A 22,961-nucleotide genomic window follows, 5' to 3' on the forward strand; every position below is an offset into this window, starting at 1 on the left:
TGCCGGTCAGGCCGTCTCGAGCGCGGGGGCAGGGACGTGGGCGATATCGGCGATCGCCTCGCCGAGCAGATCGGCTGCCTCGTCGATCTCCGCGGCGGTGATCGTGAGCGGCGGCAACAGCTTCAGCACTTCGCCCCGGGGGCCACAGGTCTCGACGATCAGGCCGCGCGCATAGGCCGCCGCCGAGACTTGCCCGGCGATACCCGCGTCGCGCCATGCCAGGCCGCGGATCATTCCCCGGCCACGCAAGGTGAAGCCGTCCGGCCTGCCATGGCCCGGCAGCGCGCGCAGCCGCTCCTCGAGATGCGCCGCGCCGGCGGCGATGCGGCGTTCGAGCCTGTCGTCGCGCCAATAGCTTTCGATGGCGGCAGTGGCGGCGACGAAAGCGAGATTGTGGCCGCGGAAGGTGCCGTTGTGCTCGCCGGGCCGCCAGCAATCATGCTCCGGCGCCATCAGCACGAGCGACATCGGCAGCCCCATCCCGCCGATCGCCTTGGACAGGCAGACGATGTCGGGCCGGATCCCGGACCTTTCGAAGCTGAAGAAGCTACCGGTGCGCCCGCAGCCTGCCTGGATGTCGTCAATGATCAGCAGAGCGTCATGCGCGCGGGCGATCTCGGCTATGGAGCGCAGCCAGGCATCCGAGGCCAGGTTGATGCCCCCCTCGGCCTGGACGACTTCCAGGAGGATGGCCGCCGGCGGATCGATCCCGCTGCCGGGGTCCGCGAGCATCCGCGCGAGATAGGCGGCCGTATCGACTTCGCTGCCGAAATAGCCGTCGAACGGCATCCGGTCGACGCCCGCCAGGGCGATGCCGGCGGCGCGCCGCTTGGAGGAATTGCCCGTCGCCGCCAGCGCACCGAGCGACACGCCGTGATAGCCGTTGGTGAAGGCGATCACCGAGTGCCGGCCGGTGACTCGCCGTGCGATCTTGAGTGCCGCCTCGATGGCGTTGGTGCCGGTCGGGCCGGTGAACTGGATCTTGTAGTCCAGGTTTCGCGGCGCGAGGATGTGGCGTTCGAACGCGTCGAGGAACCGGCGCTTGGCCACCGTGTGCAGATCGAGCGCATGGACGATCCCGCCCTCGGCCAGATAGCCGCTGATCGCCGCCACGATCTCGGGGGGATTATGCCCATAGTTGAGCACGCCCGCGCCGACCAGCAGGTCGAGATAGCGCCGGTCCTCCTCGTCGAAGAGCTCGGCGCCGCGTGCGCGCGCGAACACCGCGGGGAAGTCGCGGCAATAGACGCGCACGTCCGATTCGAGCCGGACGAAGGAGGCGATGCCGCTCGTCGCAATGTCGGCGCGGGCGCGCCGGCTCACGGACGCTTGCCCTTGCCGAGGATCATGTCGGCGGCGCGCTGGCCGATCATCGCGCATGCGGCGTTGGTGTTGCCGCTGACCACTTCGGGCATGATCGATGCATCGGCGACGCGCAGGCCGGCGATGCCATAGACCTTGAGCTCCGGATCGACCACGGCATCGGCACCGAGCCCCATCTTGCAGGTGCTGGCGAGGTGATAGATCGTCCGCACGTTCTTGCGGACATAGTCGGCCATTTCCCTGGGCGTTCTCGCCGATCCGAAATCGTGCAGCGGCGCCCCCGCGATGCCCCGGAACGCCCGCTGGCGCACCAGTTCGCGCGATAGCTCCATGCCCTTGATCATCACGTCGATATCGGCCTGGGTCTGCATGTAGTTCGGGTCGATCAGGGGCGCGACGGTATAGTCCGCCGACTTGAGCCGGATTCGGCCGCGGCTCGACGGCCGGACCACGGTTGGCGAGAAGGAGAAGGAATTGGCGTCGTCGTCGTCGCCCTGCCAGAAATGGAACTGGAGGTCGGGCGCCGCCGAGGGGGCATGGCTCTGCGTCTTGACGAACAGCCCGGCCTGGACGCCGCTGGCCCAGAGCGGCGGCAAGGTGGGAAGGGCGTGATAGGCGACCGGCAGCACCGGATGGTCCTGCAGATTCTCGCCGACGCCCGGCAGGTCCAGGACGACCGGGATGCCAAGCGCGCGCAGCGCGTCGGCCGGGCCGATTCCCGAGCGCATCAGGATCGCGGGGGAAGTGACCGCGCCGGCGCACAGGACGATCTCGCGGCTCGCGCGTGCCTGCAGCGTCCGGCCGTCGAGCACATATTCCACGCCCACCGCGCGGCCGCCTTCGACGATCAGCCGCTTGACCGGCGCATCGTGCCGGACGGTGAGGTTGGTGCGCCCCATCGCGGGATGGAGATAGGCCTTGGCCAGGCTGCACCGTTCCAGCCTTGGCTTGCCGTCGCGCAACTCGGTGCGGATGGTGAACTGATAGAAGCCTGCGCCGTCCTGCTGGATCGCGCCGTTGAAGTTCCAGTCCGGCCCCTTGAAGCCCATCTGCACCGCCGCCTGCACGAATGCCGTGCCCGGCAGGCTCTTGTGCGGATAGTTCTGGACGGTGAGGGGCCCCTTGTTGCCGGTCAGCGGCCCGCGAATGTCGCGATTGCCCTCCGCCGCGATGAACAGCGGCAGCACGTCCTCATATGCCCAGCCCCGGTTCCCCTGATAGGCCCAATTGTCATAATCGGCGCGGTTGCCGCGGATATAGATCATCGCGTTGATCGAGCTGCATCCGCCATAGGCCCGGCCGCGCGGCGCGGGGATGATGCGGCCATCGATGTGCGGCTGGGGAATCGTCTGATAGTTCCAGTCGTAGATCGGGGAACCCTTGGCCTTGTAGTAATTGTCGGGGTTCTGGATGATCGGGGTATAGTCGGTCGGGCCGGCCTCCAGCGCGAGCACGCGAAGGCCCGCCTTTGCGCTCAGCTGGTTGGCGACGACGCAGCCGGCCGATCCCATGCCGATGACGATATAGTCGAATTCGGTGTCCTGCGCGGCGAGCGCCGCGCGGGCGGATGTCGTGCCGGCCGCCGCCACAGCCGAGCCCAGGGCGCCCAGGAAACCGCGCCGGTTGAGAGTTGCCGTCTTCAGGTCCGTCATTGCTCCGCTCCCGCCAGAAACGCGAAGGATCGCGTCAGATCTTGCGTCCCGCCCACGCCACGCCGTCGGCTCCGCCCCACCAGAGGAACAGCACGACCAGCGGCTCCTCGGGCTGGTCGTTGGTCACGACATGCTCGCATTCGGGCTCGAAATAGATGAGGTCGCCCTGGCCGATCGCGCGCTCGTGCGCGTTGAGCCGCAGGCTGCCGCTGCCGGACAGCACGAAGGCGAGCTCTTCCTCGTCATGGGGGAATAGTTCGCTGGCCGTGCCCGGTGCGATGGTGGCGACGGCGCCGCCCCAGGGCGTGCGGACCCCGCCCTTCCACGGCAGCAGCCGCCGGAACAGCGTGCCATATTCCATGCGCGGCCGGGCATCGGCCGCCCATTGCGCGGGAAGGCCGTCGAACAGCCAGCGCCGGTCCAGCGCGGCGCGGATCACGGCATCGACCAGGGCGACGGGATAGAAGCCGGTCAGGCCATAGCGGATGCGCGCCATATAGGCATCGGTGGGAGAGGCGAAGCCGTGGATCGTGCGCGGCAGCAGCACCTCCGCCTCGACGGTTTCCCCGCCGATCCGCGCCCGGATCGGCTGCAGCGCATAATCGGGGTCGGCCTGGGCGAGCTTCGCATGTTGTTCGGGCGTGATGCGATAGGCGACGCCGATCGCCTCCGCACCGGGGGCGGGCACGATCGCCGACGTGCCGCCGCCAAAGGATTCGCGATAATTGACGAAGGCCAGCCGATAGTCCGCCACGCTCGCGGCAGCAAAGGCCTCGGGCTTGCCGAAATCCTCCGCGAAGTGATCCGGATCGGTGCTCGAGCCATAGGTAAACAGCCAGGTGGACATGCGGGCGGCTCCGTTCAGCGGTTCCGGTTGGTCAGGAAGGATTCGAGGATCGTCTGGGCCTTCAGCGCGGTCATGCTGAGTGACGAGGCGTCGCTGGCGCCGTGCGTGCGCTCGGTGACGCCGTTCAGGTACAGGGCCGGGCCGAAGCTGGACGCGGTCCGGACGCGATAGTCGAGCGCCACTTCGGGCCCTCCGCTGGAATCCGTGACGATCCATTCGCGCAGCGGCTCGAGCAGCGGCGGGAAGGCGGGCTCGTGATAGCCGGTGCAGAGCACCACGATGTCCGCGTCCACGATCCGTTCGGCACCGCTGAGCCCGTCGACGAAGCGGATCCGGAATCCCTCGCCGACGGGCTCGACCTCGCTGGCGGCGTGGCGGGCGATGACTTCGGCGCGCGTCGTGCCGAGCACGCGGTCCTCGTACATGCGCCAGTAGAGGCCCTGGCTGATGTCGACGTCCACCGCCGAGAAGTTGGTCAGGTGATATTCCTGTGCGGCCATGCGCCGCTTCTCGGGGGAGAGGGCGTGGAAATAGGGCACCTGGTCGGGAAAGAAGACCTCGTTGCTGAAATGGCCGATATCGACCAGGCGGAACGGCAGGCCGCGATGCACCGAGGTGAGCTGCGCATTGGGGAAATGGTCGTAGAGCCAGAGCAACGTCTCGCCCGCGCTCTGGCCCGAGCCCAGCACGCAGATCTTGAGCGGCGCCGCGCGATCGAAGGCGGAGATCCGGTCGAGAAACCCCGCGCTGTGGAACATGCGTGGGCCCAGGTGCGGGCGGAACGGCTCGGGCACGCGCGGGAACTGGCCCGTGCTCACCACCAGGTTGCGCGCCGTCATGTGGCTGCCGTCATCCAGTTCGAGCTCGATCAGGTTCGGGGCGCCGTTGCGCATGGCCGCGGGGGCAATCGATCGCACCGCCAGCCCGTAGCGGACCAGCGGATCGAAATGGCGGGCGGTCCAGACGACATAGTCGTTCCATTCGACGCGGCTCACGCGCCCGCCCAGATGGCCGAACTGGAACAACCGGCCGGTTTCCTTGAGATAGCAGGCGAAGGTGAAGCGGCTGCGCGGGTCGCGCGGCGTGGCGAAGTCGCGGAGGAAGTGATGGTTGAGGTCGGCGCCGCGGATCAGCAGCCCGGGCTGCCACGCGGGGCCGGGGCGCCGCTCGATGAACCGCAGGCTGGGGACCGAGGCGCCCTGGGGCTGGACGTCGCGCCAATCGCTATAGGCGGCGGCGAGGCTGATCCCGCCGGGGCCGAAGCCGATACAGGCAAGGTCGACGGCGGTGGCCGCCGGCTCGGCGACGGTTTCGAGGACTTCGGCGGATTTCAATCCGGTTTCGTTGTACATCTGGCAGAGCCCCGTACTGGATTCGGTCAAAGGGATCGCCGCGGCCGGCGCAGCATCGCGCTGAGATCGTCTTCCGCGATCGGCGCCGCGGCGACGGCTTCCGCCATCGCGCCCAGCTTCGGCGTCTCGAACACCGCGCGCACCGGCAGCACCCGGCCCAGGCGCGCGCGGACATGGGCGACGAGCCGCGCGGCGAGCAGGGAATGGCCGCCAAGATCGAAGAAATCGTCCTCGACGCCTTCCACCGCGGAGCCGAGCAGCGAGTTCCAGATCGCCGCCAGCCCGGTCTCGATCGGGCCCTCGGGCGCGCGGCCCGCTTCGCGCTGATATCGGCCGGGCGCCGGCAGCACGCGCATGTCCACCTTGTCGTTCGCGGTGAGCGGCAAGCTGTCCATCAGCACGATCGCGCTCGGCACCATGTGCCGCGGGAGGTGCTGTGCCGCGTGATCGAGCAGCGCGGCCTCACCCAGGCCGGTATCGCTCGCGACGACATAGGCGACGATGCGCAGATCGCCCGGCACGTCCTCGCGGACGATCACTAGTGCCTCGCGGACCTGCTCGTGCTGGCGCAGCGCATGCGCGATCTCGCCCAGTTCGATGCGGAAGCCGCGGATCTTGAACTGCCGGTCGCGCCGTCCGATGAACTCGATATTGCCGTCGGCGCGAAAGCGGCCGATGTCGCCGGTGCGATACATTCGCGGATCGGCCCCATCGGTGAAGGGATCGGCGACGAACCGGGCCTCGGTGATCTCCGGGCTGTTGCGATAGCCGCGCGCGACGCTGGCGCCGCCGATATGGATCTCCCCCGGTACGCCGACCGGCACGGGCTGCAGCTCGGGATCGAGGACGTAAAGGCGCACGCCCGGCATGGGTCGCCCGATCGGGATCACCGCGGGCTGTTCGCCGGCCAGGCATTCATACCAGCTGTTGTGGACGGTCGTCTCGGTCGGGCCGTAGAGATTGTGCAGCCTGGCATGGAGCTGCTCGAAGAAGCGCGACGGCACATCGCGCCCCATCGTCTCCGCGCCGCACAGCATCCAGCGGACCGAAGCGTCGAGCAGCGCGATGCGCGGATGGTCGAGCAATACCGTCAGCGCCGAGGGGAGGAAGCACACGATGGTGACGCCCTCGGCGACGATCCGGTCGATCATATAGTCCAGGTCGCGCTGGCCGCCCGGGCGCACCATCACCGTGCTGCCGCCGGTCGCCAGCGGGAGGAAGAACTCCCACACCGACACGTCGAAGTTGAACGGGTGCTTCTGCAGGAAGCGGTCCGCCGAGGTCGCCGCATATTGCTCGCGCATGCCCCAGAGATGGTGGAGGACGCTGCGATGCTCGACCTCCACGCCCTTGGGCAGGCCGGTGGTGCCCGACGTGAAGATCACATAGGCGAGCGTGCGGGCGGAGACCGCGACTTCGGGATTGCCGATATCGGCTCCGGCCGCCGCATGTGCCCCGTCGATCGCGATCACGGGGGCGCCCGGATCGCCGGCCAGCTCGGCGAAGCGCTCGAGCGTCAGCACCGCCTTGGGCGCCACGCTCTCGATCAGATATTCGATCCGCTTCCGCGGCAATGTCGGGTCGATCGGCACATAGGCGGCGCCGGCCTTGAGCACGCCCATCAGCGCGACGATCATCTCGATGCTCTGCTCGCAGACCACTGGCACGCAGGTCTCCGGCCCGGCACCCAGCGCGATCAACTGGTGGGCGATGCGATTGGCGGCGCGATTGAGCGCGGCGTAGCTGAGAGTCAGATCCTCGAAGATCACCGCGACCGCGTCGGGATCGCGCGCGACCTGTTCCTCGAACAGGCCGTGGATCGTCGCCGTATCGGGATAGTCGAGCGGCACGGCGTTCCAGTCGTGCAGCATCTTCTGCTGTGTCGGGGCATCGAGCAGCGCGAGGCTGCCCAGCCGCGCATCCGGGCGGGCGACGGCATCGGCCAGCAGTGCGCGATAGGCACTGGCCATCGCCGCGATGGTCGCCTCGTCGAACAGGTCGCTGCGATATTCGAACGCGGCGGTGATGCCGGAGGCGCTCTCCCACAGCGCGACGGACAATTCGAACTTGGCGTTGAGCGCCAGGCCGGGGCCGTCGACGGGCTCGCTCTCCGGCGTGGCCTCCGCCATCGTGCGCGGGGCGTTCTGCAGCACCAGCATCGTCTGGAACAGCGGAGTATGGGTGCGGCTGCGCTGCGGCTTGACTGCCTCGATCACCACTTCGAGCGGCACGTCCTGGTGCGCGAAGGCGTCGAGCACCGCCACGCGGGTCGCGGCCAGGAACTCGCGGAAGCTCTGCGCCCGGTCGGGACGGCCGCGCACGAGCACATTGTTGAGGAAACAGCCGAAGATGTCGTCGAACTCGGCCCTCGGCCGGCTGCCCACCGGCGTGGCGACGATGATGTCGTGTTGCCCGCCCAGCCGCGACAGCAATGCCTGATAGCCCGCCATCAGCACCATGTAGAGCGTCGCATTCTCCGCCCGGGCGAGCTGGTTGAGGCCGTTGCGCAACGCGTCCGGGAAATGGACCACCCAGGTGCCGCCCCGGGCCTCGGGCTGCGGCGTGCGCGGCCGATCGAGGGGCAAGTCGAGCACCGGCGGCGCTTCCGAAAGCGTGCGCATCCAATGGTCGAGCTGCTCGGCATAGGCGCCGCGCTCGACCTGGTCGCGCTGCCAGGTGGAGAAATGGACATATTGATAGTCGAGCGGCGGCAGCACGGGCTCGCGTCCGGCGACGTGTGCGGCACAGAATTCGGTGAGGTCCCGTGCGAACAGGTGCATCGACCAGCCATCGGCGATGATGTGGTGGAGCGCGATCACCGCCAATGTCCCGGCCTCGCCAAGATCTACATGGTGGCAACGCAGCGGCGGCGCTGCCGCAAGATCGAAGGGCGTGGCGATCTCACCGGCGATCAATCCGGCCAGTGCCTCCTCGCGTGCCTCCGAGGAGAGCTCCGCGAAGTCATGCGCCGGCACCGCCGGTGTATAGGGTGCCAGCACGCATTGCCATGGCACGCCGTCGCGGTCCTCGAACAGCGTGCGCAGGCTGTCGTGACGCTCGATCATGTCGGCCATGGCCGCGGTGAGCAGCACGGCGTCGGTGCCGGGCGGCAGCGGGATGGGAATGACGAGGTTATAGCCGCTGTCGGAGGGATCGAGCTGCTGCAGCAACCATAGCCGCTCTTGCGCGAAGGAAGCGCGCTCCTCGTCGATATAGATCCGTTCCGCTGTCATCGTCATCGAGCCCTCCTCCGATTGGCGCGAGGTGCGGATTCGGTGCGTTCCGCTGGGGACGGCGCTTCGGCCCCGGCTTCGGCGTTCGCCTCGACCGGTTCGCTTTCGGCCTGGGGCGGAGCGGTTTCGATATCGTCCGCGGGCGATGCCGTTTCCGTTTCGGAGCCCGGCTCGGGAGGTGCCGGCTCGCTGCCGGGCCGCGCGGGATCGAAATAGCCCGTGGTCGAGAGCGAGATCGCGGTGCCCGCCGTCGGGACCGCCGGCAACAGCTCCCAGCGCGCCTCGGCCACCGCGCCGCGCTCGCCAAGGTCGCGCCACAGGCGATCGGCGAAGCCGGGGAGGATGGGCGCCGCGGCGAGCGCCAGGCCGCGGGCAAAGGCCAGCTCGACTGCCAGTGCGCCGGCCGCCTCGAGCGTCGAGGCCGGTTTTCCGTCGAACACCGCATGTTCGGCGCGGAAACGGCGCGCGACGCGCACGATCTCGCTCAGCAGATGCGCGGCGCGACTGGGCGAGAAGCCCTGGACCGAATAGCAATGGGAAAGGTCGCCGCACAGGCTGGCGAGGCGGGCGAGGGCGAGCGGCGCACTGCGCGGCGCCGGCGCGAGCGGCACCATCCCCCCCGACGCCTCGCAACGCTTTGCAAGGTCGATGAGCCAGTCGTCCCAGATGCCGATCAACTCGTCGCGCCGCGTCGCCTCGAATTCGTCGAGCGTGAAATTGGTCTGTTCGATCTCGGGCGCGACGCGCGCGAGATGGAAACGCAGTGCATCGGCATCATGATCGCGCAGGAACGCGCCTGCCCAGAGGGCGTGGCCGCGGCTGGTGGAGAACTTCTTTCCGTCGAGGCGGAAGAACTCGTTGGTGATGAACCCGATCGGCGGGCGGAGCCGGGGATCGAAAGCCTGGAAGATGGCCGGGAACAGCACGACGTGGAAATAGATCGAGTCGAAGCCGAAGCACTGGACGACATTGTCGAAACCCGTCCACGGCGTCTGCCAGCCGCCGGGATTGCTCCTCGCCTCGGGCAGGAGGTCGGTGAGCGCCAGATAGTGCGGGCCGAGTTCGAACCAGGCGGAGATGCGTTGATCGTCATAGCCGCTCGCGGGAACCGCAATGCCCCATTCGGCAGGCTGGGTGGCAGGCACGTCGGGTAGCGGCTGCGCCAGCAGCTCGGCCACCAGCGCGCGCGCCCGCGGGGGCAGCCAGGCACAGGCGAGGGTGAACTCGGCGGCGCTGCGATAGCGTTCGAGCGGAAACCAGAGCTGGCGCAACGGGCGGCGCTCGGGCGTGCCGCCGCAAGTGACGCAGGCGGGATCGACCAGATCCGCACCCGCATTTGGTTTGCCGCAGGCCTCGCAGATCCCCCCGTCGCTTTCGGCATCGCAATGGGAGCAACGGCCGCGCAGATGCGCTTCGAACGCAAAGCGGTCGCAGGCGGTGCAGAAGGGCTGATCGGTCGTCCGCTCCTCCAGCGCGTCGCGGTCGAGCAGGGTGCGGAAGAAGCGTTCGATGAAGCCCGAATAGCGTGGCGATTGCGCCGGAGAGGCGAACAGGTCGAGCGCGATGCCGGCACTCGCCAATGACTCGCGAATTCGCGCGCCGTTCTCCGCAGCTACGGTTGCAGGATCGCGGCCCTCCTGCTTGGCCATTCGCGCGACATAGCTTTGATGATCGTCACCGGCGGAGATGTACGTCGCGCGTTCGCCGGTCATTCGCAAATAGCGCGTCAGAATATCGCCCGCGAGATAAGGGCCGGCGAGATGGCCGAGATGAAGGTCGCCATTAGGTGTTGGTGGACCTGCAGTAACAAGATAGCTCACGAGGCACCCCCGATATATTGTCATGAAATATCGAACGGATTTGCCCGCGAGAGATCGCTCGAGATTGCTATCTCAAGTTCATCTCACGGAGATTTGATCGTGATTAAGGTTGTTGCTGCAAATCTATCAGAATCAATTTTTTGTAGAAATGCTATTGTGTTCATTGTGGTGTGTTGTTCAGAATCTCCGGGGAAATCTTTTCGAATCCAGGGATTTAATGATCCCAAAAAAAATGAAGGCAATGCATCGAAATGGCCGATGTATCGGGGATTCAGGCTAAATACGGATATGTTGAAGGTGGCGACTCGCGATATATTTTGGGAATTGTTTTGTAGGAGAAATAGAAAATAGAGCGCAACTCTATTCCGATTCCTCGTAAAGTAACGAGTTTCACAGATAAGAGGCCGCGGGTCTGGCGGTGTCGCAATTATGTCGAGCGCCGCTGGGAGGTGTGGAGGTTCCCCGATTGCCCATGTTCGGGTACGGAATTTGCTCATTCCGTGTTGTCGCCATGACGCTCGATCGAGTGAACCTCGTCGAGGGAGCAGACTGTACTTGATATGGTGATGAAACGAGCAGGCTCGTGGTTTCATCCATTGCGGAGACTGGCCGCGCGAAGCCTGGATCAAGCCCTTGGGCAGAGGAGCGCTGCCTCGTATCGCCGCCTCAGGCTGTCGAAGGCCCCATCGCCACGACCAGTGCACAACAGAGGAGAAGCGCGGCAACGGGCGCCATGAGCCGGCGTTCGGCCCGGCTTGGCGAGATCATGTTCAACGCCAGCGCCAGCGCGAGATAGAACACCGTCGCCCAGGCGACGCCACCTGACCAGGCATTTGGCAGAATTGCGATCAGATCGGCCCTGTCGAGGATGACGAGTGCAAGCGCTCCATAGATCAGGATTGCCATCCCGCTGCCGAATCGCAGGCGCGCGGGAAGTATCGGATGCTGCCCGCCCCAGGCGAAGCGACCCAGTGGCATCCCGGCGATGAGGCCGAGCTGGAATATCGCGAGGCCAGCCAAAAGGCTGCAGAAGAGAGAGGCCGCGACAAGCATCATGATCGGCAAATGTTACAGCGAAGATGGGGCAAGGGCAGGGCTCCCTGCCAACCGCCTGCCGCAATATCCGGCAGTGCCGCCCGGCGGTCGGTCAAGTGTTTCGATCCGCGGAAGGTGCGTGGTCGGGCACTTCCTCTTCCGTATCGATCGCATATTGCAAGCGGGCAGCGGCGACGGGATTGCCGTGCCGGTCGAGCAATGCCAGTGCCATTCGCATCAGCGAAAGTGCCACGGCACGGCTACGCTCTCCTTCGCTCACGACTTTGCACCATGATCCACACGGCGTTCTGTGGCCGATCTCTTCATGCAATCATGAAACCCCGCATCGCCCCGTCTATACGCTTATCTAGGGCGAGAATGCTGCGGTTTTGCGAAAATTGTACGATTATTTGTACGAATTGTCGCGGTACTCGATTTCGGCGACATGGCGCAGCTTTCCGCGGCCTTCCGTGGAAAGAGGCCAGCGCCGGCGGATCAGGCCGTATCGGGAGCGACGCCGACCGGCAGGCGCAGCGTGAAGATCGCGCCGCCGCCATCATGGTTCGCCAATGTCGCGGTGCCATCATGCGCCTCGGCAATGGCGCGCACGACCGACAGGCCGAGGCCGCTGCCCCCGCTGTGCCGCGCGCGCGATGTTTCGGCGCGCCAGAACCGATCGAAGGCCTTGTCCATTGCCTCTTCCGGCAGCCCGGGGCCGTGATCGACGATCTCGAGCACGGCCCAACCGCCGTGCCGGGCGGTGCAGATGCGTAGCGGACCACTCCCGGCGGCATAACGCTGCGCATTCGAAAGGACCGCTCCGATCATCTGGCGGATCCGGGCGGCGTCGGCGACGACGGGGGTCGGCCGGAGGAGGAGCACCGGCTCCAGTCCCGCCGCCTCCAGGTCCGGTCGGACCAGGGCGATGACCCGCTCCACCTCCAGTGCAAGGTCGATATGATCGGGATTCAGGATCATGCGGTCCGATTTTGCCAGGTTGATGGTCTGGAGATCGTCCACCAGCTGCCCCAGCCCTTCCACCTGCAGCAACAGGGATCGCATCTCCTCCTCTTCGTGCGCGAACACGCCGTCGATGGTGCCCTGGATGCGCCCGCGCAGGATCGTGAGCGGCGTGCGCAGTTCATGGGCGATCGCCGCGGTGCTTTCCGCGAGCTCCCGCTCCGCGCGCTGCAGCGATTGTGCCATGGCGTTGAAATCGTCGATGAGCTGCGCCTCCTCCGCCGAGGCCCAGCGCACCAGCGGCGCGCGCGCCGACAGGTCGCCATCCGCCACCCGCCGGGCAGTGAAGGCGACGTCGTTCAGGCCGCGCCCCAGCTTGGCGAGGAAGATGCTGCCGAGGAGAAAATCGCATATCGCCGTGAGCAGCAGGCAGATCAGCAGCGCGGTGTTGCCGCGTTGATTCACCGTTTCCGTGAGGTCATCCACTTCCTTGATGACCTTGTCGATTCCCTTGAAATCGGGAACCCGGCCGGCGTCGAGCGCGGCCAGCGCGCGTTGGGTGACGGGGGAGGAGGTTTCCCGGATATGTCGCTCCTCGTTGGCGGTCCATATCGTCATCGCCACGAAGATCAGCACGCAGTTGACGAGGACGATCACCACCAGTGCCGTCGCCAGCTGGCGGGCGATGGGCCAGCGGCGGCGCGTGCGGCGGGCCAGACGGGCGCGCAACGCGGCGATCATGACCCGGCCAGTCGATAGCCGACGCCGCGCACCACGACGCAGAGCCCGGTCATGCCGGCCCGGTCGAGCTTGCGGCGAAGGTTGCTGATATGACTGTCGACGGTCCGTTCGAGCGCATTCCCCTCGGGCAGGCAGGCATCGACCAGCTCGGCGCGGTCGAACACGCGGCGCGGCGCCCGGAGCATGTGCGAGAGCAACCGATACTCGGTCAGCGTCAGGTCGAGCGGGATCGTGGCCGCATCGTTCAATACCGCCGCGGTATAGCTCAGGGTATCGAGCTGCAGCGCGCCGAACCGGATCAGCGACTGATCGGCGCCCGCGCCGGCCGAGCGGCGCAGCACGGCCTTTACCCGCGCGACCACCTCGAGCGGATTGAACGGCTTCACCACATAGTCGTCGGCACCGATCCGCAGCGCGGAAAGCTTGTCGAGGTCCTCCGCCCGCGCGGTCGTCATGATGACCGGAGTCATGCCGCGCGCGCGCAGGTCGGCCAGCACCGAGAAGCCGTCCCGTTTCGGCAGGCCGACGTCGAGCAGGACCAGGTCGGGTTTCAGCGACTGGTGATGGATCAGCGCGACCTCGCCGTCCTGGGCGGTCACGGTCCGGTATCCCTCGCGCTCCAGATAGGAGCACAGGATGCGGGAAATCTGGGGTTCGTCCTCGACGATGAGGATCAGGGCATTTTCCACGATATTCTGCCTAATGAAGGATGTCCGCCATCCTGTGACCTGGTTATTCGGGACGCGTGAAGATCATGTGGAGAAATGATGGAGATGGCGGCCGGTTGCGGCCGCCGCTCCTCAGAACCGCATCCGCGTGCCGGCAACCAGCCGCAGATCGTCGCGGCCGTCCCGCCCGATAGCGCCGGTTGCGCCAAGCTGGAAGGCCGCCGGCCCCGCATCGATATCGATTCCCGCACGCACGCTGGTCCATGTGCGATCGATCGGAGCGGCGGCGAACCGCATCGCGCCGCCCCCCTCGGCGAAGCGCGCGACCAGCGCGGGGCGGCGATCGGCGATGGTGCGGACGTGAAACGCTTCCACGCTCGGGCGGATCATCGCCCCGCCAAGCGCGAAGCCGGTGGCGACCGACAGGCCGGCGCGGGCGTCGAGCCGATGCGAATGGCGGCGATCGATCGCCAGCGCCAGGGGCGAGCCGCTTTCCTCGGCGCGATCCACATTGTTGCCGGTGAAGCGCAGCCCGGCGACCGGCGCGATCCGCAGCCGATTGCCGATCGCATAGCCGATGCTCGCATCGACGAGACTGCCCAGCGCGTTGCGCCGTGCCCGCACCGTGCCGGGGTCCAGCCCGTCGATCGCGAGGCTGCGCTCGGTACGGACATTCTGCCGCGCGAACATGGCCCGGAAGTCGCCGAACAGGCCATTGCCGCTGTCATAGGCGAGGGCGAGGGCGACTTGCGGAGAGGTCAGCCGGACCGATCCCGCACCGCCGGCGAGCCGGGCCCGGGCCTGGGCGTAGCCGAAGGCAATGCCGGCGCGCAGGCGATCGCCCACCGGGCCCGTGACGCCCCAGCTGCTCGCCCAACCCGCAATCTCGCTGCCCGGTGCCGCCGCGTCGGCGACGGCCCGCCCGCCCAGTGATCCTCCGGCAATGAATGCCCGCCAGCGCCCCTCGCCACCGTCGGGCAGCCGCCCGCGAAAGGCATTGCCGCCGATCGACATATGCGTATCGACATGATCCGCCATCGCCTCCAGCGACGCCGCGGACAGGCGATCGATCAGCCGGCTGTCGTCGGGCGCGATCCGTTCGGCCAGCGCCGAGGCCTGCGCGCTCGTCAGGTCGCCGAACGTCCGGGTGACGGCGAAGAGATCGCCCTTGCTGGCGGCGCAGGACGCCTCGACTTCGCCGAAGACCGCGCCCTGGTCGGCGCTCCGCGCGACCAGCACGCCCCGGCGGGCCCGTTCGGCCAGCGCCATCATCAGCGCATATCCGTCTTCCTGGGTGTCCGCGACGCCGATGAACGGGTTCACGCCGCTGTTGCTGGCGAACACCACGCCGATGCCCGCCGTCGGCACCAGGAACGAGAAGGCATGGCTGCCGCCGGTGCTTCCTTCGAAGAAGTGCGTCGTCCGGCCGGTGATCCGGGAAGTGACGATGCCGCCGGCTCCCAGATCGCCGACCGGCTCGAACAATCCGCGGAGCGCAGCGGCGGAAGCAAGCGGCTGGGAGAGGCCCATCGACGCCCGCAGCAATTGCTGCTCGACCTTCGCGAAGGCGGGCATCGTCGCGACCATGCCGCCCGCCGGATCGAGCTCGGGCGGCAGGCGGCCCAACAGGACATTGGTAACTTCGGCCGGATCGTCGATCGCAACCAGCGTGCCGTCCCCGGCCGCCAGGTGGACTGACGGATTGGCCGGCCCCAGATCGCGGGGGATGCCGAAGCCGGCCGCCGCCCCGACGCGGCCGAACACGCTGTCCACGGCCGCCTGCGCATAAGGGCGCTCCACCAGCCGCTCATATATCGTGCCGAGCACGGAAAAGCTGGCGTTCGAATAGCGTTGCCCTTCGCCGGGCGCATAGGCCGGCTCGGATGCCAGGAGGAGCCTGGTGAACTGGTTCCGCCGCTCGGCCGGGCTGCCGCTCGCCGCGGCGAAGGCGGCCAGCATGTCGCCGGTGCGGTCGGAATCGGTGCCGTTATAGGCGCTGAACCCGGCAGTCATGAAGAGTAGTTGCCGAACGGTGGCGTCGCGGAAGGCGGGCTGCATCGATCCCGCCATGTCGGGCAGCAGTTCGCCGATCCGCGCGTCATAGGACAGGCGCCCCTGGTCGACGAGTTGCCCGACGCTCACCGCCAGCAGGTGCTTCGTGTGGGAGCCGAGGCTGAAATTGTCGTTCCCCGTCAGCGCCTCGCCGGTATTGAGGCTGCGCACCCCCGCCGCGGCGGTCGCGACCACGCCGTCCTTGTCGAACACCGTCGCCGCCATGCCGGGCGTTCCATTGGCCTGTTGCGCCCTGGTCTGAAAATCGCGCAGCGTCCGTTCCAGGCCCCGCGTCACCACGCATCGGCCGACCGCATATTGCGCTTCGGCGGGCACCGCCGCCGCCACGGTGCCGACACCGATCATTCCCGCCAGCAGTCTCGCCTTCATCGCTCGTTCTCCATGAGATCACGAGGGGCCGGTGCCGGGCGATCGTGCAGGCCGCGGCTAGAGGGTGTGGAGACCGTGTGCAGGCGCGGACCTTCGGGCCGGCCGGCAATATGCCCGGCGGATCGAGGTCGCGGACGGATCGCGTCTCGCGCGCGGTCGCGTCTTCGCATTCGCTTCGCAGAGGCTCCACGCATTCTCCACGCAATGAAGGATGACCATCCTGAGAGGCGGCGACTCGCCGCGCGACCGTTCCGGCGGATCGCCTTCACGATCAGGAAAGCTGCAATGCCATCGTCCTCCCAGCCGGCCCCAACATCGTCGCAGCCGATGACGGCGAGGCTGGATCTGTTCCGCGATGCCTTTGATCTGCCCGCGGCGGCGTGCGCTGTTTTCGATGCGCGGGGCGAAGTCGTCACGGCGGTGCGCGGCATCCGCCGGCTCGGCGGGACGGCCGCGACGATCGAGGACCTTTGGCATTATGGTTCGATCGGCAAATCCATGACCAGCCTGATGATCGCACGCCTGGTCGAGGCGGGGGCGCTGCGCTGGGACATGACTGTCGGCGAGGGGCTGGCCGCAATGCCCGATGCGCGGGCCAGTGCGCTTCAGAACGTCACGCTGCTGGACCTCCTCGCGCATCGTGCAGGCCTGCCTGCCGATCCGTCGCGGCCGGGCCTGGTGCGATACCTCCTTCTCGGCGGCGATCCCGGGCGGGCCTCCGCCCGGTTGCTCGGCAGCGCGCTGCGGGCGCCGCGGCCGCAGCGGGACGGCGATTTCCAATATTCCAATCTCGGCTATGGGTTGGCCGGAGCGATCGCCATGGCCGCGACCGGCGAGAATTATCGCACCCTGATGCGCAGATATGTGCTGGATCCGCTCGAACTGCGTGGCGCGGGGTTCGACCGGCCCCCGCAGGACGGTTCGCAGCCGGTCGAGCACCGGCACGCGCTGTGGGGCGAAAAATGGGTGGCGCTGAAGCCGGGCAAGCGGGCCGTCGACGATCTGGATATCGTCCGTCCGTCCGGTGACGTCCATGGGCGGATCGCCGATCTCGCGCGGTACGGCGCGGCGCATCTGCGCCTGCTTGCCGATCCGGCCGTGCAGGCGGGGGTGCTGGGAACGCTCTATCGCCCCGTCGGCTCCGGTCCCGAGCCGGGAGTCGACTGGAACTATGCGCTCGGATGGTGCGTCGAGCGGCCGACGGACGGGCGGCTGCTGCTATGGCATGCCGGCTCCACGGGCAGCTGCTTCGCCTATCTTGCGCTCGATCCGGCCGGTTCCTGCGGCTTTGCCTTCGCCACCAATGCCTTTTCCCCCGCCTGGGACGAGGGCTTCATGACGCAGCTGCGGGCGATGTGGCTCTGAGGCCGGTCGGCGCGCGGCCCTGCGCCGCCCGATAATACGGGAGACCCCTTCTCGGCATTTGCAGATTTGCAATTGCTAATTAATCGCATTAGTGGCGCGCCATCGGGAACGCGAATCGTCGCTTCCGTCTTCGCGAACGGCTCACGCTCGCTCCATCTCCCGGATCCGCCGGTCCGCCCCCGGGCGACGGCTCCGTTCCGGCGGGAGCGATCGCGGCTGCGCCCGGGATGGAGGGAAGGATGACGCGCGGCGAAAGACAAGAAGGGGGACGATGATGCGCCGTTCGTTTCATTTGCTGCTGGCCGGCTCTGCCATAATGTTCATGCCGGCATCGCTCCACGCCCAGCAGGCGCCACAGCAGGGCACGGCGGCGGAGGAAGAGACCAGCGAGGGCATCGTCGTCACGGGCTATGGCCGGAGCGACCAGCCCACCACCGCCACCGGGCTGCACCTGACGCCGATCGAGACGCCGCAGACGATCAGCGTCATCACCCGGCAGCAGATCGACGACCAGGCGCTGATCTCGATCAACGATGCGCTCGATTTCGCCGTCGGCATTTCCAAGAAGGATATCGATCGCGGCCGCAGCGCCATTTCCGCGCGCGGCTTCGAGGTCCAGAACTTCCAGCTCGACGGCGCGCCGTTCGCCAATGGCAATGTCGGTTTCGGCGAGACGAGCACCGCGATCTACCAGCGCGTGGACCTGGTGCGCGGCGCGGCGGGCCTTATGCACGGGGCGGGGGATCCGTCCGCGGTCGTCAACCTGATCCGCAAGCACGCCGATGCCGATGCCTTTACCGGTCAGGTCAGCCTCGAAGCAGCGTCCTGGAGCCGCTTCGCCGGGACCGTGGACGTGCAGTCGCCGCTCGACGCCGCCGGGGCGGTACGCGTGCGCGCCGTCGCCCAGGCCTATCGGCAGGACGGTTTCGTCGATCGCGAGGAGAAGAAGGGCCTCGTCCTCTATGGGGTGGTCGATGCCGATCTCGGTCCGCGCACGAAGCTGTCGGTCGGCGCCAGCTATCAGCGCGACGACCGCGACGGCGTGATGTGGGCGCAGCTCCCCTATTGGTACACCGATGGCACCCGGACGCGCTGGCCGCGCTCCAAGACCACCGGCACCGACTGGGGCTTCTGGAACACCACGGAGATTTCGGGCTTCGCCACCCTCACGCACGACCTGGGCGGGAAATGGAGCATCCGCGGCGATCTCGGCTATCACAAGGGGCTGGAGGAATCGCGGCTGCTGTGGCTCGACGGCATGCCCAACCGAGTGACCGGCGCCGGCATGGCCACTTCGGCCTATTGGTTCAAGGCCGATCCCGAACAATGGAATGGCAGCATCCAGGCCAGCGGCCCCTTCTCGCTGCTGGGCGGCGAGCACGACCTGGCCGTCGGCGCCATGGTGAACCGCCTCACCGATGGATGGTCGAACCGCGATCCCATCGCGATGGATCCGATCGCCGATTTCAACCATTGGGACGGGACGCTCGCCCAGCCCGCCTGGGGACCGCGCTATGTCTCCAGCCGCGGGGCCACCACCCAGGCCGCGCTCTTCGCCACGACGCGGATCGGCCTGGTCGGCCCGCTCAAGCTCATCGGCGGCGGACGGCTGAGCTATTTCCGGCGCAACGAGGAGGCCGCCGGAACCACTCCCGCCTATCGGCTGACCTACAAGGGCGTGCTCACGCCCTATGCGGGGCTGGTCCTCGACATCACCAGCAACCTGTCCGCCTATGCGAGCTACACCAAGATCTTCAAGCCGCAGGGCAATGTCCGCGACCGCAACGGGCGCTTGCTCAATCCGCTGGAGGGCAAGAATTACGAGGCTGGCCTGAAGGCGCTGCTGCTGGGCGGCAAGCTCCTGGCGACGGCGGCCGTGTACCGCATCGAGCAGGACAATCTCGCCGTACCGGATCCGGGGCAGTTCGTGCCCGGCACGTCCAACCCGGCCTATCGCGGGGCGACGGGGACCGTCGCCAAGGGCTATGAGATCGAGATCGTCGGCAAGGTGACGCGGCAATGGGACCTCAGCCTGGGCTGGAGCGACTATCGCGCGAAGGACGCCCAGGGCGTCGACGTGCTCGCACACCAGCCGCGCCGGGCGTTCAACCTGGCGACCAAATACGCCTTTGCCGATGCGCTGGACGGGCTGAGCCTGGGCGGAGCGCTCAAATGGGAGAGCCGGCCGCCGGTGACCGCGCAGAACCCGGGCACCGGCATCGTGGAGCCGATCGGCCAGCCCGCTTACGCCATCGTCAATCTCATGGCCCGCTACGAGATGACCAGGCAGCTTTCGCTGCAGCTCAACGTCGACAATCTGTTCGACCGGACCTTCTACAGCGGCAACAGCTGGTTCCCCGGCTTCGTCTATGGCGAGCCGCGAAATGCGCGGGCGACGCTCAGATATAATTTCTGACGCGTCGTGCGGCGACGGGGTGCCGGCTGTGCGGCACCCCGCTTGGTCACGCCACCCGGAACTTCGGCGGCGGCAGCATCAGCCGGGTGTCGGCCACCGCCTCGCCGCCGAAGAAGCGTACGAGCAGGGGCTGCACCTCGGGATGCGCTTCGAACACGTTGTGGCCGGCATTCTCGACGATCACGCGGGACTTGCGCCGGAACTGGGCCGCCACGTCGTCCTGCTCGGCCAGCGGCGTGCGGCCGTCCAGCGACCCGGCGATCAGCAGGGCGGGATGGTCGATGCGGATCGAGGCCCGGAAGCCGTCGCCCAGGTCGACGCCCGGAATGGCGCCCATCAGCTGCGGCATGGGGAAGTTCAGCGCCTCGCCCAGCACGGCGGCCTGCGCCTCGCGCCGTATCAGGGCCAGCCGGCGCGGCGATATCCCGGATGCCAGATCCATGGCCTCGGGCATTCCCCTCAGGTTCAGCAGGCCGGCCACGTCGCCGAGGAACGGCGTCAGCGCCGCGGTCCTGCCGGCATCCAGCGCCAGATAGAGGCCCGGCAGCATGGCGAGGGTGTGGGGGTTGGCGATCAGCCCGCTCGCCAGCATCTGGACGCCGAAGCCGCCCATCCTGATCTCGGCCGGCGCGCCGTTCAGCGTGACCGCGGTCAAGGCCGGCTGCGCCTCCAGCCGGGCGTGCACGCGGCGCATCAGGGCCGGCAGGTCCGGCACCGCTGCACGCGCGGCCGGGTCCGTGCCGAGCAGCGCGTCCACCTGGCGCAGATAGGCATCGATCCGTGCCGGCCGCTTCACCGTCTGGTCCTGGCCCTCCAGGCTGGACAGGGCCACGCGGTTCACCCTGTCGCCATGCCGCTTGAGCACGCTGAGCGCCAGGTGCGAGCCATAGCTGGTGCCCCAGAGGTCGATCTTCTCCGCGCCCAGATGCCGCCGCAGATCGTCGATATCGTCGGCGCTCTGCTCGGTATTGTAGCCGGCCATGGCCACGCCGGCCTTCGTCCAGTCGGCCCAGGCGCTCTGGAGTTCCGAACGGAAATAGGCGGTCAGCCCGGCTTCGGTGAATTCCGGCACGGGACGCGTCGAGGCCGGCCGTTCCGGGATGGTGCTGGACAGGCCTGTGCCCCGCTGGTCGAAGGCGATGACGTCGGCCACGGCGCGCAGGGCCATGAAGATCGGAAAGCGCGGCCCGGTCGCCGCGCCCGTCGCCTCGCCGCCGGGCCCTCCGGCCAGGTAGATGATCGGCGGACCCGGCCTGGCCGCCGTCGACGGGAACCGGACATAGCCGAGCCGGATCTTGCGCGAACGGGGATCGCGGCGATCCTCGGGCACTTCGAAGAAGCCCCTTTCGGCATCGGTCTCCGCGCCGCGCCAGCCCTTGAAGCGGAAGGGGCCGGCCTGCGACGGAGGCGCGGTCTGCGCCGAGGCGCGGGCGAGGGCCAGGGCGGGAAGGGCGATGGCGGCGGCAGCGAGCAGGGCGCGGCGATTGAGCGATGTACAGGTCATGCCGATGGCTGAGCCGCTCGCGGTGCCGATCGCCATCCCGCTTCGGTCAACGACACCCGGTCATCGGCGAATGGCGGTGCATCTCGGCGAGTGGCGCCCTAGAGGGGGCGCATGCGGCGAATCCTGCTCCTCACCATCATTCTGATCGGCTTCGTGGTCCCGGCCCGGGCCCAGGACATTTCGTGGCAGGCCTGTCACGGCGCGGCCGGTCCGGCCGGACCGCTGCTGCGCGATTGCCACCCGATCCAGGATTTCGTCGACCCGCAGGGCCGCGAGCTCTGGATCCGGGCGGTCGTCAGCGCCCCGGCCGACGCGCGGCCGCGCGTCCTCTATGTAGCGGGCGTCGCCTCGTCCGAGGCCTGGCTCAACGGCCGGCCCCTGGGCATCAACGGCCGCCCGGGCGCCACGGCACAGGCCGAAATTCCCGGCCGCTACCAGGCGATCTTTCCGATCCGCGAAACCGCCTGGCGGCCCGGCGGGAACCTGCTGGTGCTACACCTGTCGTCCTTCCATGGCGGCTTGCATTTCGCTCGCCCGATGAGCGCCCTGGCCGTACTGCCCTATCCCCATCGGCAACGCATCGCGCCGCTGGCCATCACTTTCCTTGCGGCCGGCAGCCTGCTGGCCGCCGCGTTCGGCTTCGGCGCCATCCATGCCATGCGCCGCACGGGGTCCAGCCTGATCCTGGCCGGCATGGCCGCGGTCGCCACCCTGCAGGCGATCGTCGAGAGCATGCGGACGCTGTTCGACTATTCCTATCCCCTGCATGCCTGGCGCATGAGCGCCATCTGGGCGCTGGCGGCCAGTTTCGCGTTGCTGCTGGTGGCCTATGCCACGACCCGGTTCCTCCCCAGGGCCCGCACGCCGATGATCAGCCTGGCCGTCGGCGTGATCGGCGCCACGGCCCTGCTCCCGGGTTTCGACGTCAAGACGGTCTGGGCGTTGATCCTGGGGGTTGCGCTCGCCGTCGTGCCGGCCGCGGCGGGCGTGCGCCTGCGCGTTCCCGGCGCGCGGCCGGCCCTGGCGTATCTGGCGCTGTTCCTCGTCCTGGCCCTCGCATTCCCCGAATGGCTGGCCGATCTCTCCTATTTCCTGCTCGCCGCCGGCCTGGTGCTGCCGCTGCTGATGGTCGAGGTCGTCCGGCTCGGCCGGGACGATCGCGGCCGCGAGGCTGCCCTGACCCGCGCCGTCAGCCGCCCGGAGCGCCTGACCGTGGCCTCGGCGCGGGGTGTCGAGCTGGTGCCGATCGCCGAGATCCTCGCCGTGGTGGGCGCCGACGACTATGTCGAGCTGCGGCTGGTCGGCGGCCGCAGCCTGCTGCATGCCGCACGCCTCGATGGGCTGGCGGCGCAATTGCCCGCGAGCTTCCTGCGCATCCACCGCTCGGCGATCGCCAACCTGGCCCAGGCGCAGCGCCTAGAGCGCGACGGCGACCGGTGGCGGCTATATCTGAGCGAGGGCGCGCCGCTGCCCGTCAGCCGCTCCCGCCAGCCTGCCTTGCGCGAGGCCCTGGACGTTCCTCCCGTCACGGCAGCGATGCCGGCATAGCGCCTGGAGCAGAGGCAAGGCAGTGGCGGACGAATTCCCGCGCTGCTTGCCTTTG

At 68.0% G+C, this 22,961-nt stretch carries 15 protein-coding genes; 3 read left to right on the forward strand and 12 right to left on the reverse strand.

What is annotated here, in order from left to right:
- Positions 1-6: 6 nt before the first annotated feature.
- The 11 genes from ectB to CAP40_RS09915 form a co-directional block, all read right to left on the reverse strand.
- On the reverse strand, positions 7-1,323 hold the full coding sequence (gene ectB, locus CAP40_RS09870; protein WP_256924115.1) for a diaminobutyrate--2-oxoglutarate transaminase: 1,317 nt from the start codon (positions 1,321-1,323) through the stop codon (positions 7-9).
- Entirely contained in the window at positions 1,320-2,975 is a 1,656-nt protein-coding gene (locus CAP40_RS09875) for a GMC family oxidoreductase (protein WP_086129207.1), read from the reverse strand. Before CAP40_RS09875 ends, ectB begins: the two co-directional genes overlap by 4 nt.
- 34 nt (positions 2,976-3,009) lie before the next feature.
- The gene (locus tag CAP40_RS09880; RefSeq protein WP_179188030.1) at positions 3,010-3,822 is read right to left on the reverse strand and encodes a cupin domain-containing protein; all 813 of its coding nucleotides are present in this window, start codon (positions 3,820-3,822) and stop codon (positions 3,010-3,012) included.
- 14 nt (positions 3,823-3,836) lie between these two features.
- Positions 3,837-5,204, reverse strand: coding sequence for a SidA/IucD/PvdA family monooxygenase (locus CAP40_RS09885; protein WP_144034303.1), 1,368 nt, complete (start codon positions 5,202-5,204; stop codon positions 3,837-3,839).
- A complete protein-coding gene (locus CAP40_RS09890; RefSeq protein WP_086129215.1) occupies positions 5,201-8,413 on the reverse strand; it encodes a non-ribosomal peptide synthetase in 3,213 nt (1,070 codons plus the stop codon). Before CAP40_RS09890 ends, CAP40_RS09885 begins: the two co-directional genes overlap by 4 nt.
- Positions 8,410-10,251, reverse strand: coding sequence for a methionine--tRNA ligase (locus CAP40_RS09895; protein WP_086129217.1), 1,842 nt, complete (start codon positions 10,249-10,251; stop codon positions 8,410-8,412). The genes CAP40_RS09890 and CAP40_RS09895 overlap by 4 nt, the downstream gene beginning before the upstream one ends.
- 642 nt (positions 10,252-10,893) lie before the next feature.
- Entirely contained in the window at positions 10,894-11,283 is a 390-nt protein-coding gene (locus CAP40_RS09900) for a hypothetical protein (protein ID WP_086129237.1), read from the reverse strand.
- Between the two features lie 91 nt (positions 11,284-11,374).
- Positions 11,375-11,515 (reverse strand): hypothetical protein, encoded by a 141-nt coding sequence (locus CAP40_RS20445; protein ID WP_179188035.1) that lies wholly within the window; start codon positions 11,513-11,515, stop codon positions 11,375-11,377.
- A gap of 242 nt (positions 11,516-11,757) precedes the next feature.
- Positions 11,758-12,963: an ATP-binding protein gene (locus CAP40_RS09905; protein WP_086129239.1), complete on the reverse strand. Its 1,206-nt coding sequence runs from the start codon at positions 12,961-12,963 to the stop codon at positions 11,758-11,760.
- Positions 12,960-13,652 carry a response regulator gene (locus CAP40_RS09910; protein ID WP_086129241.1) on the reverse strand — a complete coding sequence of 231 codons (693 nt, stop codon included), beginning with the start codon at positions 13,650-13,652 and terminating at the stop codon, positions 12,960-12,962. Before CAP40_RS09910 ends, CAP40_RS09905 begins: the two co-directional genes overlap by 4 nt.
- A 111-nt stretch (positions 13,653-13,763) precedes the next feature.
- Positions 13,764-16,073 (reverse strand): serine hydrolase, encoded by a 2,310-nt coding sequence (locus CAP40_RS09915; RefSeq protein ID WP_086129243.1) that lies wholly within the window; start codon positions 16,071-16,073, stop codon positions 13,764-13,766.
- A gap of 327 nt (positions 16,074-16,400) precedes the next feature.
- On the opposite strand from CAP40_RS09915, the gene CAP40_RS09920 reads away from it, so the two are divergent.
- Entirely contained in the window at positions 16,401-17,438 is a 1,038-nt protein-coding gene (locus tag CAP40_RS09920) for a serine hydrolase (protein WP_179188037.1), read from the forward strand.
- A 274-nt stretch (positions 17,439-17,712) separates the two neighbouring features.
- Positions 17,713-19,854 (forward strand): TonB-dependent siderophore receptor, encoded by a 2,142-nt coding sequence (locus tag CAP40_RS09925; RefSeq protein ID WP_179188039.1) that lies wholly within the window; start codon positions 17,713-17,715, stop codon positions 19,852-19,854.
- Between the two features lie 46 nt (positions 19,855-19,900).
- On the opposite strand, the gene CAP40_RS09930 is transcribed toward CAP40_RS09925, so the two are convergent.
- The gene (locus tag CAP40_RS09930) at positions 19,901-21,394 is read right to left on the reverse strand and encodes an alpha/beta hydrolase (RefSeq protein ID WP_086129249.1); all 1,494 of its coding nucleotides are present in this window, start codon (positions 21,392-21,394) and stop codon (positions 19,901-19,903) included.
- Positions 21,395-21,469: 75 nt separating this feature from the next.
- On the opposite strand from CAP40_RS09930, the gene CAP40_RS09935 reads away from it, so the two are divergent.
- Positions 21,470-22,906, forward strand: coding sequence for a LytTR family DNA-binding domain-containing protein (locus CAP40_RS09935; RefSeq protein ID WP_179188041.1), 1,437 nt, complete (start codon positions 21,470-21,472; stop codon positions 22,904-22,906).
- Positions 22,907-22,961: the final 55 nt, after the last annotated feature.

The sequence above is a fragment of the Sphingomonas sp. IBVSS2 genome (assembly GCF_002127225.1).
Classification (GTDB): Bacteria; Pseudomonadota; Alphaproteobacteria; order Sphingomonadales; family Sphingomonadaceae; genus Sphingomonas.

What these genes read in the sequence shown, in the direction of transcription:
- CAP40_RS09875 (WP_086129207.1), bottom strand. Translation starts at nt 2,975, where the DNA reads ATGACGGACCTGAAGACGGCAACTCTCAACCGGCGCGGTTTCCTGGGC.
- CAP40_RS09880 (WP_179188030.1), bottom strand. Translation starts at nt 3,822, where the DNA reads ATGTCCACCTGGCTGTTTACCTATGGCTCGAGCACCGATCCGGATCAC.
- CAP40_RS09890 (WP_086129215.1), bottom strand. Translation starts at nt 8,413, where the DNA reads ATGACGATGACAGCGGAACGGATCTATATCGACGAGGAGCGCGCTTCC.
- CAP40_RS09895 (WP_086129217.1), bottom strand. Translation starts at nt 10,251, where the DNA reads ATGACAATATATCGGGGGTGCCTCGTGAGCTATCTTGTTACTGCAGGT.
- CAP40_RS09900 (WP_086129237.1), bottom strand. Translation starts at nt 11,283, where the DNA reads ATGATGCTTGTCGCGGCCTCTCTCTTCTGCAGCCTTTTGGCTGGCCTC.
- CAP40_RS09905 (WP_086129239.1), bottom strand. Translation starts at nt 12,963, where the DNA reads ATGATCGCCGCGTTGCGCGCCCGTCTGGCCCGCCGCACGCGCCGCCGC.
- CAP40_RS09915 (WP_086129243.1), bottom strand. Translation starts at nt 16,073, where the DNA reads ATGAAGGCGAGACTGCTGGCGGGAATGATCGGTGTCGGCACCGTGGCG.
- CAP40_RS09920 (WP_179188037.1), top strand. Translation starts at nt 16,401, where the DNA reads ATGACGGCGAGGCTGGATCTGTTCCGCGATGCCTTTGATCTGCCCGCG.
- CAP40_RS09925 (WP_179188039.1), top strand. Translation starts at nt 17,713, where the DNA reads ATGCGCCGTTCGTTTCATTTGCTGCTGGCCGGCTCTGCCATAATGTTC.
- CAP40_RS09930 (WP_086129249.1), bottom strand. Translation starts at nt 21,394, where the DNA reads ATGGCGATCGGCACCGCGAGCGGCTCAGCCATCGGCATGACCTGTACA.
- CAP40_RS09935 (WP_179188041.1), top strand. Translation starts at nt 21,470, where the DNA reads ATGCGGCGAATCCTGCTCCTCACCATCATTCTGATCGGCTTCGTGGTC.